16 protein-coding genes are annotated in these 17,313 nt (G+C 58.7%); 13 read left to right on the top strand and 3 right to left on the bottom strand.

The genetic code is table 11. The annotated features are described in order from the left end of the window. Positions 1 to 95 precede the first annotated feature (95 nt). The 5 genes from JOE33_RS07505 (at position 96) to ispD (ending at position 5,206) form a co-directional block, all read left to right on the top strand. A complete protein-coding gene (locus JOE33_RS07505) occupies positions 96 to 1,727 on the top strand; it encodes a CTP synthase (protein WP_032616036.1) in 1,632 nt (543 codons plus the stop codon). A 14-nt stretch (positions 1,728 to 1,741) separates the two neighbouring features. After that, on the top strand, positions 1,742 to 2,587 hold the full coding sequence (kdsA, locus tag JOE33_RS07500) for a 3-deoxy-8-phosphooctulonate synthase (protein ID WP_010434256.1): 846 nt from the start codon (positions 1,742 to 1,744) through the stop codon (positions 2,585 to 2,587). 139 nt (positions 2,588 to 2,726) lie between these two features. After that, positions 2,727 to 4,013 (top strand): phosphopyruvate hydratase, encoded by a 1,287-nt coding sequence (gene eno / locus JOE33_RS07495; RefSeq protein WP_010434258.1) that lies wholly within the window; start codon positions 2,727 to 2,729, stop codon positions 4,011 to 4,013. Positions 4,014 to 4,203: 190 nt separating this feature from the next. After that, positions 4,204 to 4,482, top strand: a complete 279-nt coding sequence (gene ftsB, locus JOE33_RS07490; RefSeq protein ID WP_003314315.1) for a cell division protein FtsB — start codon at positions 4,204 to 4,206, stop codon at positions 4,480 to 4,482. A 13-nt stretch (positions 4,483 to 4,495) separates the two neighbouring features. Beyond that, entirely contained in the window at positions 4,496 to 5,206 is a 711-nt protein-coding gene (ispD, locus tag JOE33_RS07485) for a 2-C-methyl-D-erythritol 4-phosphate cytidylyltransferase (RefSeq protein ID WP_010434260.1), read from the top strand. Positions 5,207 to 5,212: 6 nt separating this feature from the next. Here the strand turns inward: ispD and JOE33_RS07480 are convergent, their stop codons facing one another. After that, complete coding sequence (locus tag JOE33_RS07480) at positions 5,213 to 6,109, bottom strand: LysR family transcriptional regulator (RefSeq protein ID WP_003433355.1); 897 nt, start codon at positions 6,107 to 6,109, stop codon at positions 5,213 to 5,215. Between the two features lie 104 nt (positions 6,110 to 6,213). Between JOE33_RS07480 and JOE33_RS07475 the strand changes: the two genes are divergently transcribed. The 8 genes from JOE33_RS07475 to rpoS all read left to right on the top strand — a co-directional run bounded on the left by JOE33_RS07475 (position 6,214) and on the right by rpoS (position 13,450). Continuing rightward, positions 6,214 to 7,326 carry an S-(hydroxymethyl)glutathione dehydrogenase/class III alcohol dehydrogenase gene (locus JOE33_RS07475; protein ID WP_003314319.1) on the top strand — a complete coding sequence of 371 codons (1,113 nt, stop codon included), beginning with the start codon at positions 6,214 to 6,216 and terminating at the stop codon, positions 7,324 to 7,326. 96 nt (positions 7,327 to 7,422) lie between these two features. Next, positions 7,423 to 8,268, top strand: coding sequence for an S-formylglutathione hydrolase (fghA, locus tag JOE33_RS07470; protein WP_096125100.1), 846 nt, complete (start codon positions 7,423 to 7,425; stop codon positions 8,266 to 8,268). Between the two features lie 53 nt (positions 8,269 to 8,321). Continuing rightward, entirely contained in the window at positions 8,322 to 8,795 is a 474-nt protein-coding gene (gene ispF, locus JOE33_RS07465; protein ID WP_096102140.1) for a 2-C-methyl-D-erythritol 2,4-cyclodiphosphate synthase, read from the top strand. Beyond that, positions 8,792 to 9,850, top strand: coding sequence for a tRNA pseudouridine(13) synthase TruD (gene truD, locus JOE33_RS07460; protein WP_010434269.1), 1,059 nt, complete (start codon positions 8,792 to 8,794; stop codon positions 9,848 to 9,850). Before ispF ends, truD begins: the two co-directional genes overlap by 4 nt. Continuing rightward, a complete protein-coding gene (gene surE / locus JOE33_RS07455; RefSeq protein WP_187626017.1) occupies positions 9,838 to 10,587 on the top strand; it encodes a 5'/3'-nucleotidase SurE in 750 nt (249 codons plus the stop codon). The genes truD and surE overlap by 13 nt, the downstream gene beginning before the upstream one ends. Positions 10,588 to 10,628: 41 nt before the next feature. Continuing rightward, the gene (locus JOE33_RS07450) at positions 10,629 to 11,264 is read left to right on the top strand and encodes a protein-L-isoaspartate(D-aspartate) O-methyltransferase (protein WP_002554702.1); all 636 of its coding nucleotides are present in this window, start codon (positions 10,629 to 10,631) and stop codon (positions 11,262 to 11,264) included. Positions 11,265 to 11,472: 208 nt separating this feature from the next. After that, positions 11,473 to 12,339, top strand: coding sequence for a peptidoglycan DD-metalloendopeptidase family protein (locus JOE33_RS07445; protein ID WP_187626016.1), 867 nt, complete (start codon positions 11,473 to 11,475; stop codon positions 12,337 to 12,339). Between the two features lie 103 nt (positions 12,340 to 12,442). Beyond that, positions 12,443 to 13,450, top strand: a complete 1,008-nt coding sequence (rpoS, locus tag JOE33_RS07440; protein ID WP_010434275.1) for an RNA polymerase sigma factor RpoS — start codon at positions 12,443 to 12,445, stop codon at positions 13,448 to 13,450. A 542-nt stretch (positions 13,451 to 13,992) separates the two neighbouring features. Here rpoS and fdxA read toward each other — a convergent pair. Next, positions 13,993 to 14,316 carry a ferredoxin FdxA gene (gene fdxA / locus JOE33_RS07435; protein ID WP_003339547.1) on the bottom strand — a complete coding sequence of 108 codons (324 nt, stop codon included), beginning with the start codon at positions 14,314 to 14,316 and terminating at the stop codon, positions 13,993 to 13,995. A 259-nt stretch (positions 14,317 to 14,575) separates the two neighbouring features. Beyond that, entirely contained in the window at positions 14,576 to 17,143 is a 2,568-nt protein-coding gene (gene mutS / locus JOE33_RS07430) for a DNA mismatch repair protein MutS (RefSeq protein ID WP_163031764.1), read from the bottom strand. Between the last annotated feature and the right edge of the window lie 170 nt (positions 17,144 to 17,313).

The raw sequence follows: 17,313 nt of genomic DNA, 5'->3' as shown, positions 1-17,313 counted from the left end.
TGCACCGTGAATTTTGTCGGTAATCGGGGGCTTCGGCCTTCCTTCGCTATCCCCGGCGGCTCTGACCGCTTTAACGCAGACTTCTAGGGTTTTTCATGACGCGCTACATCTTCGTCACGGGCGGTGTTGTTTCTTCATTGGGGAAAGGCATTGCCTCGGCTTCATTGGCGGCCATCCTGGAGGCGCGGGGACTCAAGGTCACCATGCTCAAACTGGATCCCTACATCAACGTGGACCCAGGCACCATGAGCCCGTTCCAGCACGGTGAGGTGTTCGTCACTCACGACGGCGCCGAGACCGACCTGGACCTTGGTCACTATGAGCGGTTCATCCGCACCACCATGACCCAGAACAACAACTTCACCACCGGCCGTGTGTACGAACACGTCCTGCGCAAAGAGCGCCGTGGTGATTACCTGGGCGCGACCATTCAGGTCATCCCGCACATCACCGATGAAATCAAGCGTCGCATCATCAAGGGTGCAGGCGATGCCGACGTGGCGCTGGTCGAGATCGGCGGTACGGTAGGCGACATCGAGTCCCAGCCGTTTCTGGAAGCCATCCGCCAGTTGCGCTTCGAAGTCGGCGCACGCCGCGCGATGCTGATGCACCTGACGCTGGTGCCGTACATCGCCACTGCCGGCGAGACCAAGACCAAGCCGACCCAGCATTCGGTGAAGGAATTGCGCTCCATCGGCCTGCAGCCTGATGTGCTGGTCTGCCGTTCCGACCACCCGATCGACGTTTCCTCGCGTCGCAAGATCGCTCAGTTCACCAACGTCGAAGAGCGTGCGGTCATCGCCCTCGAAGACGCGGACACCATCTACAAGATCCCGGGCATTCTGCATTCGCAAGGCCTGGACGATTTTGTGGTCGAGCGCTTCGGCCTGCAATGTGGTGGTGCAGACCTGTCCGAGTGGGACAAGGTCGTCGACGCCAAGCTCAACCCGGAACATGAAGTGACCATTGCGATGGTCGGCAAGTACATGGAACTGCTCGACGCCTACAAGTCGTTGATCGAAGCCATGAGCCACGCCGGTATCACCAATCGCACCAAGGTCAACCTGCGTTACATAGACTCTGAAGACATTGAAAACCAGGGCACCGGCCTGCTCGAAGGCGTGGACGCAATCCTGGTTCCGGGTGGCTTCGGTCTGCGCGGCGTCGAAGGCAAGATCACTGCCGTTCAGTTCGCCCGTGAGAACAAGGTTCCGTACCTGGGTATCTGCCTGGGCATGCAGGTCGCGGTCATCGAGTTCGCCCGTAACGTGCTGGGCTGGAAAGACGCCAACTCCACCGAGTTCGACCGTACCAGCGCGCACGCTGTAGTGGGTCTGATCACCGAGTGGGAAGACGCCACCGGCGCAGTCGAAACCCGTACCGAAAGCTCCGATCTGGGCGGCACCATGCGTCTGGGCGCGCAAGAGTGCCAGCTTGAAGCCGGTTCGCTGGTCCACGACTGCTACAGCAAGGACGTAATCGTCGAGCGCCATCGCCACCGCTATGAAGTGAACAACAACCTGTTGCCGCAGTTGATCGAGGCCGGTCTGAAGATTTCCGGCCGCTCCGGCGACGGCGCGCTGGTTGAAGTGGTCGAAGCACCGGATCATCCATGGTTCGTCGCTTGCCAGTTCCACCCGGAATTCACCTCCACGCCCCGTGACGGTCATCCGCTGTTCAGCGGTTTCGTCAAGGCGGCACTGGCTCAACATCAGAAAAATTCCTGACAGGGACTGCAGACATGGCTCAGAAAATCATCCGCGTAGGTTCGATCGAGATCGCCAACGACAAGCCGATGGTGCTGTTCGGCGGCATGAACGTACTCGAATCCCGGGATATGGCCATGCAGGTCTGTGAAGAATACGTAAAGGTGACCGAAAAGCTCGGTATCCCTTACGTGTTCAAGGCCAGCTTCGACAAGGCCAACCGCTCGTCGGTGAACTCTTACCGTGGGCCGGGCCTTGAAGAAGGCATGCGCATTTTCGAAGAGATCAAGCGCACCTTCAACGTGCCGCTGATCACCGATGTTCACGAGCCCCATCAGGCTGCTGTGGTGGCCGAAGTCTGCGACATCATTCAGCTGCCGGCTTTCCTGTCGCGGCAGACCGATCTGGTCGTCGCGATGGCGAAAACCGGTGCAATCATCAACATCAAGAAAGCCCAGTTCCTCGCACCTCAGGAAATGAAACACATCCTGACCAAGTGCGAAGAGGCCGGTAACGATCAGTTGATTCTCTGTGAGCGGGGCTCCAGCTTCGGTTACAACAATCTGGTCGTGGACATGCTCGGCTTCGGCATCATGAAGCAGTTCGAGTACCCGATCCTGTTCGACGTGACCCACGCCCTGCAGATGCCGGGCGGTCGTTCCGATTCCGCCGGCGGGCGCCGCGCCCAGGTGCTGGATCTGGCCAAGGCCGGTATCAGTCAGAATCTGGCCGGCCTGTTCCTTGAAGCCCATCCGGATCCTGACAACGCCAAATGCGACGGGCCATGTGCCTTGCGTCTGGACAAACTTGAGCCGTTCCTGGCCCAACTCAAGTCCCTGGATGAACTTGTAAAGAGTTTTCCGATCGTAGAGACCGCTTGAACAGGGTTCTCCGGTAAAGTGCCGTTCCCCGTCATTCGTGACGGGGTTGTCGCATTCAGACCTGCCTTTTTCTGCGTCTGATTGCGAGCATTGTTTTCCCAGCTGCGTCGTTTTCGTCAATCTTGGAGTGTTTACAACAATGGCAAAAATCGTCGACATCAAAGGTCGTGAAGTTCTCGACTCCCGTGGCAATCCCACCGTGGAAGCAGATGTGCTCCTCGATAACGGCATCATCGGCAGCGCCTGCGCGCCGTCCGGTGCTTCAACCGGCTCGCGCGAAGCGCTGGAGCTGCGTGATGGCGACAAGAGCCGTTACATGGGCAAGGGCGTTCTGAAAGCTGTGGCCAACATCAATGGCCCTATCCGTGACCTGCTTCTGGGCAAGGATCCGGTCGACCAGAAGGCACTTGATCACGCGATGATCGAGCTGGACGGCACCGAAAACAAGGCAAGCCTGGGCGCAAACGCCATCCTCGCGGTCTCCCTGGCAGCTGCCAAGGCCGCGGCGCAGGATCAGGACCTGCCGCTGTACGCGCACATCGCCAACCTCAATGGCACACCGGGCGTGTACTCCATGCCGGTGCCGATGATGAACATCATCAACGGTGGCGAGCATGCCGATAACAACATCGACATCCAGGAATTCATGATCCAGCCTGTCGGCGCCAAATCCTTCGCTGAAGGCCTGCGCTGGGGCACCGAGATTTTCCATCACCTCAAGGCGGTCCTCAAGGCGCGTGGCCTGAACACCGCAGTGGGTGACGAAGGTGGCTTTGCGCCCAACCTGGCATCCAACAAGGAAGCGCTCGACGCTATCGCCGAGGCGGTTTCCAAGGCGGGTTACACGCTGGGCACCGACGTGACCCTGGCGCTGGACTGCGCAGCGAGCGAGTTCTACAAGAACGGCAAGTACAAACTGAGCGAAGAGGGCGAGTACAGCTCTGCCGAGTTCGCCGAATACCTTGCCGAGCTGACTCGCAAGCACCCGATCATTTCCATTGAAGACGGTCTGGACGAGTCCGACTGGGATGGCTGGAAAATCCTTACCGACAAGATCGGCGAGAAAACCCAGCTTGTAGGTGACGACCTGTTCGTGACCAACACCAAGATCCTCAAGGAAGGCATCGACAAGAAGATCGCCAACTCGATCCTGATCAAGTTCAACCAGATCGGCACGCTGACCGAAACCCTGGAAGCCATTCAGATGGCCAAGGCTGCCGGTTACACTGCGATCATCTCTCACCGTTCCGGCGAGACCGAAGATTCGACCATTGCCGACCTGGCGGTGGGCACCTCTGCCGGTCAGATCAAAACCGGTTCGCTGTGCCGCTCCGACCGAGTGTCCAAGTACAACCAATTGCTGCGCATCGAGGAGCAATTGGGCTCCAAGGCTGTGTATCGTGGTCGTGCCGAGTTTCGCGGCTGAGCCATAGATGGTAAAAAGACGCAGAGTGCTGCGCAGGTTCGGGTTCCCTGACTCGCCTGTGCAGCTCCGATGCTGACGCTCCGCGGTAATCTGGAGTGATTGAGCCTGGCTTATGTCAGGCTCAATGCCCTCAGTCGTTTGTTGTTCACGTTGGCTCTGCTGTCTTTTTTACTGGGTACCTGATATTTCAATGCGCAGTCCTAACTGGTTGTTCCTCGTCCTGCTCCTGTTGCTGGCTGGCTTGCAGTACCGCCTTTGGGTCGGTAACGGAAGCCTTGCGCAAGTGGCCAGCCTGACTCAGCAGATTGCCGACCAGCACGCTGAAAATCAGGTGCTGCTGGAGCGCAACCGCGTGCTTGATGCCGAGGTCATGGAATTGAAAAAAGGTCTGGAAACCGTCGAAGAGCGTGCCCGACATGAATTGGGCATGGTCAAGGACGGCGAAACCCTTTACCAGCTCGCGCAATAATCAAGTTGGTGCGATGAAAGACTCTCTTCCTGCCTTCTGGGCAGTGATACCTGCAGCGGGCATTGGCGCTCGCATGGCAGCCGACCGTCCCAAGCAGTACCTGCAACTGGGCGGCCTGACAATTCTTGAACACAGCCTGCTCTGCTTTCTCGATCACCCCCGGCTCAAGGGGTTGGTGATCAGTCTGGCTGTGGATGACCCTTACTGGGCTGCATTGCCCTGCGCGCATGACACTCGTATTCAGCGCGTGGACGGCGGCAGCGAGCGCTCGGGCTCGGTGCTCAATGCGCTTCTGCACCTGCATGCGCAGGGCGCCAGTGACAATGACTGGGTGCTGGTTCATGACGCTGCGCGTCCGAACCTGGCGCGCAGTGATCTGGATAATCTGCTTGGCGAACTGGCCGATGATCCTGTCGGCGGCCTGCTGGCCGTGCCGGCCCGCGATACGCTCAAGCGTGCCGACAGCAGTGGTCGCGTGCTTGAAACAGTGGATCGCAGCCTGATCTGGCAAGCGTTCACGCCGCAGATGTTTCGTCTCGGGGCCCTGCATCGCGCCCTGGCGGACAGCCTGGTCTCTAACGTCAGTATCACCGATGAGGCATCGGCCATCGAGTGGGCGGGTCAATCGCCACGCCTGATCGAGGGGCGCTCGGACAACATCAAGGTTACGCGTCCCGAAGACCTGGAGTGGCTGCGCCAGCGCCGCAGCGAGTTCGGCCGTTAAGCGCTGTTACTGACGGTATTCATCCCTCATCGCCAGCCCTTCCTTAAGATAATCCACCAGTTTGCGCACCTTGGGTGAAAGGTGCCTTTGCTGCGGATAGAGCGCCCACACGGCGGTGTTGGGCGGTTGATGCGCCTCCAGCAATGAAACCAGCGTGCCGTCGTTGAGATGTTTCTGCACGTAATAATCCGGCAACTGACACAAACCGACTCCGTGCAGCGCGGCATCCAGCACGGCCTGGCCGCTGTTACAGCGCCAGTTGCCTTGCACGCGCTGGGAAAACTCACGTCCGTTCTGCTGGAGCTGCCAGGTGTCGCTGCCTCCGATCAGGCAATTGTGGCGATTCAGTTCCGAAAGGCTGTGCGGTCTACCGTAACGCTCGATATAGGACGGCGAAGCGCACAGGTACATCTGCCGTGGCGCGAGGCGGGTTGCGACCAGGCGCGAATCCTGTAACCGGCCCAGACGAATCGCCAGGTCCATGCCCTCATGAACCAGGTCCAGCGTGTCATTGCTCAGCTCGATATCGACGCGCAGGTGCGGGTACACATCCATGAAACGTGTGACCAGCGGCGTAATGAAGCGCTCCCCGTAGGCCACGGCGCAGGTCATGCGCAACAACCCCTTCGGTTCGCTGGCCAGATCGCCCACGGCGCGCAGTGCTTCCTCGCGGCCGTCCTGCAGGCGCTGGCAGTGATGCAGAAAGGTCTGGCCGGCTTCGGTGAGCGCGACCTTGCGGGTGCTGCGGTAGAGCAGACGGGTCTGCAGGCGTTCTTCAAGGCGCACGATCTGACGGCTGACGTGCGACGAGGAAACCCCGAGCCGCTGAGCGGCCGCCGTGAACTGCCCGCATTCCGCGACGGCAACGAACTCATCCAGACCTTCCCAGCGATTGGTGTACATCGATTATCCCTGCACAGCATTAATGTTTTGCTTTTAGCCGCATTACTCGTCAATTGGCACTGTACTACACTGCAATCCTTGTTTTTACCCGTCGGAGAAGATTGATGATCAAGTCGCGCGCTGCTGTCGCTTTTGAAGCCAAAAAGCCATTGGAGATCGTTGAAGTCGATGTCGCCATGCCCAAGGCGGGAGAAGTGCTGCTCAGAGTAGTGGCCTCCGGCGTCTGCCACACCGATGCCTACACACTGTCCGGGGCTGACCCAGAAGGGATTTTCCCGTCGATCCTCGGCCACGAAGGCGGTGCGATTGTAGAGGCGGTAGGTGAGGGCGTGACCTCGGTGGTGGTCGGCGACCACGTGATTCCGCTGTACACCCCGGAATGCCGTCAGTGCAAGTTCTGCCGCTCGGGCAAGACCAACCTGTGCCAAGCGATTCGTGCCACTCAGGGTAAAGGCCTGATGCCGGATGGCACCACGCGCTTTTCCTACAAGGGCGAGCCGATTTTCCACTACATGGGCACCTCGACCTTTTCCGAGTACACCGTACTGCCGGAAATCTCGGTGGCCAAAATCGACAAACAGGCACCTTTGGAAAAAGTCTGCCTGCTGGGTTGCGGTGTCACCACCGGTATCGGTGCGGTGCTCAACACCGCCAAGGTCAAGCCTGGCGATACCGTGGCCATCTTCGGTCTGGGCGGTATCGGCCTCTCGGCATTGATCGGTGCGGTCAAAGCCAAGGCCGCCCGAATCATCGCCATCGACATCAACCCGGCCAAGTTCGAGATCGCCAAACAGCTGGGCGCGACTGATTGCGTCAATCCGAAGGATTTCGACCGTCCGATCCAAGAGGTCATTGTCGACATGACCGATGGCGGCGTCGACTTCTCGTTCGAGTGCATCGGTAATGTGCAACTGATGCGTGCAGCGCTGGAATCCTGCCACAAGGGCTGGGGCGAGTCGGTCATCATCGGCGTAGCCGGCGCCGGCCAGGAAATCGCTACCCGTCCGTTCCAGCTGGTGACCGGGCGCGTCTGGCGCGGTTCGGCATTTGGCGGCGTGCGTGGCCGTACCGAATTGCCGAGCTATGTGGACATGGCGCAGACCGGTGAAATTCCGCTGGACACTTTCATCACCCACACCATGGGCCTGGAAGACATCAACAAGGCGTTCGACCTGATGCATGAAGGCAAAAGCATCCGTACGGTCATTCATTTTTAAGGAGCAGCGGCGGGCTCTCCGCCTCACGCAGCAAGCAAGATGATCGGATACGCGCTTGCTGCATGAGGTTGGAAGCCTGCAACTGGAGGAAACCCTATGCCTTTGGAAAATATTTCCTGCCAAAAGAGCTTCGGCGGCTGGCACAAGCGCTACAAGCACCATTCTCAAGTGCTCGGTTGCGACATGGTGTTTGCCGTCTATCTGCCACCGCAGGCGGAGCAGGGCGGCAAGCTGCCGGTGTTGTACTGGCTGTCCGGGCTGACCTGCACGGATGAAAACTTTATGCAGAAAGCGGCCGCCCATCGCCTGGCGGCCGAGCTGGGCATCATCATCGTGGCGCCTGATACCAGTCCGCGCGGTGCCGACGTGGCAGACGACCCTGACGGCGCCTGGGACTTCGGTCAAGGCGCGGGCTTCTACCTAAACGCCACCGAGCAGCCTTATGCGCGGCATTATCAAATGCATGATTACGTGGTCAAGGAACTGCCGTCGCTGATCGAAGGGCATTTTCCGGCGTCACAGGTGCGCAGTATCAGCGGGCACTCGATGGGCGGGCACGGCGCACTGGTCTGTGCGTTGCGCAATCCTGGTCGCTATCGTTCGGTATCGGCGTTCTCGCCCATCAGTAATCCGATCGATTGCCCATGGGGGCAAAAGGCATTCTCGCGTTATCTGGGCGAAGACCGTTCCCGCTGGCGCGAGTGGGATGCCAGCGTGCTGATTGCGCAGGCTTCCGAAAAGCTGCCGACGCTGGTCGATCAGGGCGATCGTGACGATTTTCTGGTCAATCAGCTCAAGCCCGAGGTGCTGGTTCAGGCGGCCAAGGCTGCGGACTATCCGCTGACGCTGCGCATGCAGCCAGGTTATGACCACAGCTATTTCTTCATCGCCAGCTTCATCGAAGACCATCTCAGGCATCACGCTGCAGCCTTGAACAGCTAACGCGCGCCAAAGCAGGTAGAATCACGCCCTGACTTTTTTCAGGGCGTTTTTTTATGCGTATTGGCCATGGCTATGATGTGCACCGTTTCGCTGAAGGCGACTTCATTACCTTGGGCGGCGTGCGGATTGCACACGGGTTCGGCCTGCTGGCCCATTCCGATGGCGATGTCCTGCTGCATGCCTTGAGCGACGCGCTTCTGGGCGCTGCAGCGCTGGGCGATATCGGCAAGCATTTTCCCGACACCGACCCGCAGTTCAAGGGCGCCGACAGCCGCGTGCTGCTGCGTCATGTCCTCACGCTTATTCATGACAAGGGCTGGAAGGTCGGTAATGTCGACGCCACCATCGTCGCTCAGGCACCGAAAATGGCGCCGCATATCGATGCCATGCGTGCAGTGATCGCTGAAGATCTTCAGGTCGAGCTGGACCAGGTCAACGTCAAGGCCACAACCACCGAGAAGCTTGGCTTCACCGGGCGTGAAGAAGGCATCGCGGTGCATGCCGTTGCGTTGTTGCTGCGCGCATGAATGAACTTGAACTGCTGGGGCCGCGAGCTTACGGCGATGCATTGGGACGTGCAGTCCTCAAAGCGACTGCCGAAGATTTTCAGGTCGACGAAGTGCTGGACATCCCGCTTTCCGGGGATGGCGAGCACTTGTGGCTATGGGTCGAGAAGCGCGGTCTTAACACGGAAGAGGCGGCCCGCCGACTGGCCCGCGCTGCGGGCGTCCAGCTGCGCACAGTCAGCTATGCCGGGCTCAAGGATCGTCAGGCACTGACCCGCCAGTGGTTCAGCATTCAATTGCCGGGCAAGGCCGATCCTGATCTGTCCGCTGCACAGGATGACACGCTGCAGATTCTCAAGAGCGGGCGGCACAAACGCAAACTGCAGCGCGGCGCCCATGCGGCCAATGGCTTCACGCTGCGTCTGACTCAGCTGGATGCAGACAAGGACGCCTTGAATCAGCGCCTTGAAACCATTGCCCGGCAGGGCATCCCCAATTATTTCGGCACGCAGCGTTTTGGCTATCAGGGCGGAAATCTTGGCGAGGCTCGTGATTACGCCGCCCGCAAGGCGCTGCCTGAGCAACGTGCGGTGCGTTCGCGACTGTTGTCCACCGCGCGCAGTTACCTGTTCAATCGGGTATTGGCCGCCCGGGTTGCCGATGGCAGTTGGCAGAAGGCTCAGGTCGGTGATTTGCTCGCGTTCACCGACAGCCGCAGCTTTTTCCCGGCCGGGGTGGATGAATGTAGCGATCCCCGTCTGGCGATCCTCGATCTGCACCCTACCGGACCTCAATGGGGTGAAGGCTCTTCGCCAGCTGGCGATGCGACGGCAGCGCTGGAAAATACCATTGCCGACGACGAGTCCGTGTTGCGTGACTGGCTGGTCAGAGCGGGCATGGAGCACGAACGTCGCATCCTGCGACTGCCCATTGGGCGGCTGACGTGGCATTATCCCGAGTCTGACATTCTGCAACTGGAATTCGTCCTTCCGCCCGGATGCTTCGCGACCGTCTTGGTACGCGAACTCATCGATCTGGTGCCGGTTGGGCAGACGGACAGCTCATGCGTATTCTGATATCAAATGATGACGGGGTGAATGCGCCCGGTCTTGTCGCGCTCCATGCGGCGTTGGCGGACTACGCCGACTGCGTGGTAATTGCCCCTGATCAGGACAAAAGTGGTGCCAGCAGTTCTCTGACACTCGACCGGCCCTTGCATCCGCACACCCTGGAAAATGGTTTCATCAGTGTCAACGGTACGCCTACCGACTGTGTGCATCTGGGTATTCACGGGCTACTGGAGCGTCAACCGGACATGGTGGTTTCAGGCATCAACCTGGGGGCCAATCTGGGCGACGATGTACTGTATTCAGGAACGGTCGCTGCAGCCCTTGAAGGGCGTTTTCTGCAGCGCCCGTCGTTTGCCTTTTCGTTTTTGTCACGTCAGCCGGATAATCTGGCGACGGCGGCGCATTACGCGCGCTTGCTGGTCGAGGCCCATGAGCAACTCGACCTGCCACCCCGCACGGTATTGAACGTGAATATTCCCAACCTGCCGCTCGAGCATATCCGCGGCATTCAACTGACCCGATTGGGGCATCGTGCCCGCGCTGCGGCGCCTATCAAGGTTGTCGACCCGCGTGGCCGCGCCGGCTACTGGATCGCTGCCGCCGGCGACGTCGAGGACGGCGGTGCCGGGACCGACTTTCATGCGGTCGTGCAAGGCTACGTATCGATCACGCCGTTACAACTGGATAGAACCTATCAGGACGGATTCAGCAGCCTGAACACCTGGCTGGAGGGACTTCGTTGATGTCACGCGAGCAGGATGATCTATTGCGTCGAGGGATCGGAATGACGTCGCAGCGTACCCGCGAGCGTCTGATTCAGCGCCTCTGTGAGGAGGGCATTTCCAACCAGCGGGTACTGGACGTCATTCGCAAGACGCCTCGTCATCTGTTTGTCGATGAAGCGCTGGCGCATCGCGCCTATGAAGACACCGCACTGCCCATCGGCCACAACCAGACGATTTCCCAGCCTTACATGGTCGCGCGGATGAGCGAGCTGCTGCTGGCAGCAGGGCCGCTGGACAAGGTCATGGAGATCGGTACGGGGTCCGGCTATCAGACCGCTGTGCTGGCGCAGCTGGTGGAGCGGGTGTTTTCGGTCGAGCGTATCAAGGTGCTGCAGGACCGTGCCAAGGAGCGTCTGGTCGAGCTCAATCTGCGCAACGTGGTTTTCCGCTGGGGCGACGGCTGGGAGGGCTGGCCAGCCCTGGCGCCGTATAACGGCATCATCGTCACGGCGGTAGCGACCGATGTACCGCAGGCACTGCTTGATCAACTGGCACCGGGAGGCCGTCTGGTCATACCCGTGGGCTCGGGGGAGGTTCAGCAGTTGATGCTGATCATCCGTGAAGAAAACGGTTTTTCCCGGCATGTGCTGGGGGCTGTGCGCTTCGTACCGTTGCTCAATGGGCCCATCGCTTGAAGATTGTCTGCGGTAAACAATGAATTCTGGCGTCAGTCGTCTGTCTACAGCGCGCGGCCCGGAATCTTGAATGGCCTGATGGCATCATTTCCATGCAGATGATTGATACTTAACAGCGTTTTTCAGCGGTTTATCACTGGCTGCCCGTCGCTATTACGGCACAATAGGCATCTTTTTTGAATTCAGTCACCAGTAAAGGGAGTGGCGGGTGAGTCTCACAGTCATTCAGCAGCTCAGGTCTTCAAAAAGTTATCAGTGCCTGGTGATTGGCATTGCTCTCAGTGTCCTTTTGGTCGGCTGCTCCAGCTCGCCTTCAGGCGGCGTTCGCGTTGTTGATCGCAACGGCAATGCCGTCGCCCAGCGTCCGACTGTCACCACTGGCCAATACGTGGTCAGGCGTGGTGACACACTTTTTTCCATTGCATTTCGTTACGGCTGGGACTGGAAGGCACTGGCTGCCCGTAACCAGATTCCGGAGCCGTTTACCATCAAGCCAGGTCAGACAATTCGCTTTGACGGACGCTCCTCTTCAACGCCGAGTGTGGTTTCAACGTCTGGCGCCGGGCGTCCGGTAACGTCCACATCCACCAGTACGAGCAGTTCCGGATCCGTCAAAACCACGGTCATGTCCAAACCTGTTGCGGTTGTACCAGTGGTTATACCTCCCTCGGCGACCACCGGGACAGGCCCGGCTGGCAAGTCTCCGACGGGTTGGACCTGGCCTTCGAGTGGCATTTTGATAGGAAAATTTTCCTCAAACGGCAGTTTGAATAAAGGAATTGATATCGCTGGTGATTTGGGACAGCCTGTTTTGGCAGCGTCTGATGGTTCAGTTGTTTACGCCGGAAGTGGATTACGGGGCTACGGCGAATTGATCATCATCAAACACAGCGATACCTACGTCAGTGCCTACGGTCATAACCGCAGGCTTTTGGTACGGGAAGGTCAACAGGTCAAGGCAGGGCAGACGATTGCCGAAATGGGGTCAACAGGAACTGACCGGGTGAAACTGCATTTTGAGATTCGCCGCCAAGGGAAACCTGTAGATCCTTTAGGATTCTTGCCACGTCGTTGATAGTTGCCAGCCTGTTCCTGGCGTAATAGGAACAGGCTCAAGTGTTGCCATGGAACCAGGCGACGCTGGAGCTTGAGGTCGAACTCACCAAAGGACTAAAACAATGGCTCTTGGCAACGAAGCGCCGGAGTTTGACATCGATGATGAAGTGCTCCTTATGGAAGCCGGCATTGTCCTGAAGGAAGCGTCGAACGAGAAGCAGCCAGCCGCTGTCTCGGGACGTACCAAGGCCAAGCATTCAACATCGCTCAAACAACACAAGTACATTGATTACACGCGGGCGCTCGATGCTACCCAGCTGTACCTCAATGAAATCGGTTTTTCTCCTCTATTGTCCCCGGAAGAAGAAGTGCATTTTGCGCGCCTGTCGCAAAGTGGAGACCCGGCCGGGCGCAAACGCATGATTGAAAGCAATCTGCGCCTGGTGGTGAAAATTGCCAGACGCTATGTCAATCGTGGGCTGTCATTGCTTGATCTGATCGAGGAGGGCAACCTGGGGTTGATCCGGGCGGTTGAGAAGTTCGACCCGGAGCGCGGCTTTCGTTTCTCGACCTACGCTACCTGGTGGATTCGTCAGACCATTGAACGCGCGATCATGAATCAGACACGGACCATCCGGCTGCCGATTCATGTGGTCAAGGAGCTGAACGTTTATCTGCGTGCGGCCAGAGAGCTGACCCAGAAGCTGGATCACGAACCCTCTCCTGAAGAGATCGCCAACCTGCTGGAAAAACCGGTAGGCGAGGTCAAGCGCATGCTGGGCCTGAACGAGCGTGTCTCGTCGGTGGACGTTTCGCTGGGGCCGGATTCGGACAAGACGCTGCTTGATACCCTTACCGACGATCGCCCAACAGATCCCTGCGAGTTGCTGCAGGACGACGATCTTTCACAGAGCATCGATCAATGGCTGTCTGAACTGACCGAGAAGCAGCGCGAGGTTGTGATTCGCCGCTTTGGCTTGCGCGGGCATGAAAGCAGCACGCTTGAAGATGTAGGGCTTGAGATCGGTCTGACGCGTGAGCGTGTAAGGCAGATTCAAGTCGAAGGACTCAAGCGCCTGCGTGAGATCCTTGAGAAGAACGGTCTGTCCAGCGAGTCGCTCTTCCAGTAGTCCCCTTGCGCAGCATCAATCCCCGGCCGATATGACACAGCATGTGTATATCGGCCTTTTTATATGTCTTTCATCATTTAAATGTCGTTGGTCACTGCATCAGATGGGGGCGCCTTGTCTGGCCGGTAGCAGTGTAATCGTAATCAGAATGTTCAAAGCCTGTAAGTCATTGCGTACGCTTGCTGTAAGTCATCCGGGTAACAGCAGTGAGGCTTGTCGCCAACTTGTCGGTTTTTAAATTTCAAGACTTTGTTTTATAAGGGATTTAATTCCTGCCGTCGCTCATTGCGGAAATATTCTGGAGCGTTTGGGGAGTTGCTCTTCGAGGTTAAGTCTCTAATATCGAAGCTGTGCCAACGGACGGGCACAGGCCATCAAGGATGACGGTCAGGGATATCGCGGGATGCGATTCATCAGGATGATGACCAGGGAATACAGGGAACAAGGAAAATGTGGGCGGGTCATACCGCCCCTTTTTTTGTCTGCAGAAAATTGTATTCAACAAAAAAGGCCCTCTTGAGGGCCTTTTTTCTGCGTGGAATCTAGCGTTCCAGTTCAGCGATCTTGCCGGTTTTGCCATCCCACTCTGCCGCATCCGGCATGGCGTCTTTCTTTTCGGTGATGTTGGGCCAGACTTCGGCAAGCTCGGCATTGAGCTCAATGAAGTTTTCCATGCCGGCAGGGATCTCGTCTTCCGAGTAAATGGCTACGGCAGGGCACTCTGGCTCGCAGAGCGCGCAGTCGATGCACTCGTCCGGGTGGATCACCAGGAAATTCGGGCCTTCGTAAAAGCAGTCCACCGGACAGACTTCTACGCAGTCGGTGTACTTGCACTTGATGCAGTTGTCGGTGACGACGAAGGTCATTTCTAATTCTCTCCTCAGGCGGCTGCGGCAGAGCCCTTCCAGACAGGGGTGCCAGGTTCGGGAGGTTTCCCGGCCCTATGAAAACACGTGCTTTTGGTAGGCGGCCTTGAGGCAGCAAGACTGCGTCGTTTGCTACCTGCCCCTGCTACCTACCGGTGGTTCGCTGCATTTTCACGCGGCTCGAAAAACGCCTCGACCAGGCTAAAAGCCGAGAGCGTCCCAAACCGCGCGGGATTCTAACAGTATGTAACGCTTCGCGTCACAGGCGAGTTTGCAATGTGTATAGCAAATCCAGCGCCTGTCGCGGGGTCATATCGTCGACCTTGACCTTCGACAGCTCGTCGAGCACCGGGTGCGGCAGACTTGCGAACATATCGCTCTGTTGCGGGACCGCTGGCTTGCCGGGTTTTGCGCGCGGCTGCTCATGCGGCAGGCTGGTGGTTTCCAGGCGCTGCAAGTGCTCCTTGGCGCGGCTGATGACTTTGCCCGGCACGCCGGCCAGTTGTGCCACGGCCAGACCGTAGCTCTGGCTCGCAGGCCCCGGCAGTACGCGGTGCAGGAACACGATGCGCTCATTATGCTCGGTGGCGTTGAGGTGCACATTGGTCACAAGCGGTTCGCTTTCCGGCAACACCGTCAGTTCGAAATAGTGCGTGGCGAACAGTGTGTATGCGCGCAGTTGCGCGAGGCATTCAGCCGCTGCCCAGGCCAGCGAAAGACCGTCGAAGGTACTGGTTCCGCGCCCGACTTCGTCCATCAGCACCAGACTTTTATCGGTGGCATTGTGCAGGATGTTTGCCGTTTCGCTCATTTCGACCATGAACGTCGAGCGCCCGCCCGCCAGGTCGTCGCTGGAGCCGATGCGGGTGAAGATCCGGTCGACCAGTGACAATTCGCAGCTGGCGGCGGGTACGAAACTGCCGATATGGGCCAGCAGCACAATCAGTGCCGTCTGACGCATGTAGGTCGATTTACCACCCATGTTCGGGCCGGTGATGACCAGCATGCGAGTGCTGTCGTCCAGCGCCAGGTCGTTGGCAACGAAAGGCGTGCTCAGGACCTGTTCCACGACCGGGTGACGGCCCTGCTCGATACGCATGCAGGGTTCGGCGACAAAGCGTGGGCAATTGAGGTCCAGATTCAGCGCGCGCTCGGCAAGGTTGCTCAGTACGTCCAGTTCGGCAAGGGCCGCTGCCGTATCCTGAAGCGGTGCAAGATGACCGATCAGGTCTTCGAGCAGCGCCTCGTAGAGCATCTTTTCCCGTGCCAGCGCGCGGCTCTTGGCCGACAACGCCTTGTCCTCGAACTCCTTGAGCTCGGGCGTGATAAAGCGCTCGGCACCCTTAAGAGTCTGGCGGCGTATGTAGTCAGCCGGCGCCTGCTCGGCCTGCTTGCTTGGCAGTTCGATAAAGTAGCCGTGCACACGGTTGTAGCCGACCTTCAGGTTGCCAAGGCCGGTACGGGCTTTTTCGCGGGCTTCCAGGTCGATCAGGAACTGACCGGCGTTTTCACTCAGCGATTGCAGGTCATCCAGTTCGGCGTCGTAGCCAGTTTTCAAAACGCCTCCGTCACGGATGACGGCGGGCGGATTGTCGATGATCGCGCGCTGCAGCAGGTCGGCCAGCTCGGGATAGGTGCTGGCTGTCTGCGCAAGTTGCTGCAGATGCGGCGCTTCCAGATCGGTCATCGCCTGTTGCAGCTCGGGCAGTGCGCTCAGGGCGTCGCGCAGGCGGGCGAGGTCGCGTGGCCGCGCGTTACGCAGGCCGATACGCGCCAGAATCCGTTCGATATCGCCGATTTCCTTGAGCTGTGGCTGCAGGTTTTCGAAGCGATAGCGTTCCAGAAAGCAGGTGATCGACGTCTGGCGCGCCTGAAGGATGGTCAGGTCGCGCAATGGCCGGTTCAGCCAGCGGGTCAGCAGCCGCGTGCCCATCGCGGTCTGGCAGCGGTCCATGACCGATTGCAGGGTATTGTCACGGCCCCCGGAGAGGTTGGTGTCCAGTTCCAGGTTACGGCGACTGGCGGCATCGAGGATCACGGTATCGTCGAGACGTTCGTGACGCAGGCTGCGCAAATGGGGCAGGGCGGTACGCTGGGTTTCCTTGGCGTAGCTGAGCAGGCAGCCAGCAGCACCGATGGCCAGCGTCAGGTTTTCGCAACCGAAACCCTTCAGGTCCTGGGTTGCAAACTGCTGACACAGACTTTTATGGGCTGAGTCGCGCTCGAAATCCCAGGGTGCTCGACGTCGAGAACCGCGGCGCTTCTCGGCAGGCAGACCTTGCGGCCAGTCATCCGGAATCAACAGCTCGACCGGATTGATCCGTTCAAGCTCGGCCAGCAGGTTCTCCCAACCCTTGATCTCCAGCACACTGAAGTTGCCACTGGTGATATCCAGTACCGCGAGGCCGAACAGGCGTTCGTCACCCAGCACCGCGGCAATCAGGTTATCCCTGCGCTCGTCGAGCAGGGCCTCATCGCTGATCGTCCCTGGCGTGATGATCCGCACCACCTGACGATCCACCGGCCCCTTGCTGGTGGCCGGGTCGCCTATCTGCTCGCAGATCACCACCGATTCGCCCAGCTTCACCAGTTTGGCCAGATAACCCTCGGCCGCATGGTAGGGAATCCCGCACATGGGAATGCTCTGGCCTGCCGACTGGCCGCGTGCGGTCAGGGTTATGTCCAGCAGCTTGGCGGCTTTCTTCGCGTCTTCATAGAAGATCTCGTAGAAATCGCCCATGCGATAAAACATCAGTTGATCCAGGTGCTGGTTTTTGAGTTTCCAGTACTGCTGCATCATCGGCGTGTGTGCGGAGAGGTCGGAAATTGCTTTGTTCATCAGTGGCTTAGGCAAGTTCTTGAGAGGAGTGAGGCAACCTTGGGGCGTGACGGGTAGTCCCTGTCTGAATCAAGGGGCGTCTGCCGGGTATGTGCGATGGGCGCAAGGTTATCACGCTCGACCGGGTGGTGCAGTTACAGCGTTGCCTGGCCCCGAAT

The sequence above is a fragment of the Pseudomonas sp. PvP027 genome, assembly GCF_017833005.1.
GTDB lineage: Bacteria > Pseudomonadota > Gammaproteobacteria > Pseudomonadales > Pseudomonadaceae > Aquipseudomonas > Aquipseudomonas congelans.
This window is presented reverse-complemented; position numbering and strand designations above follow the sequence as displayed.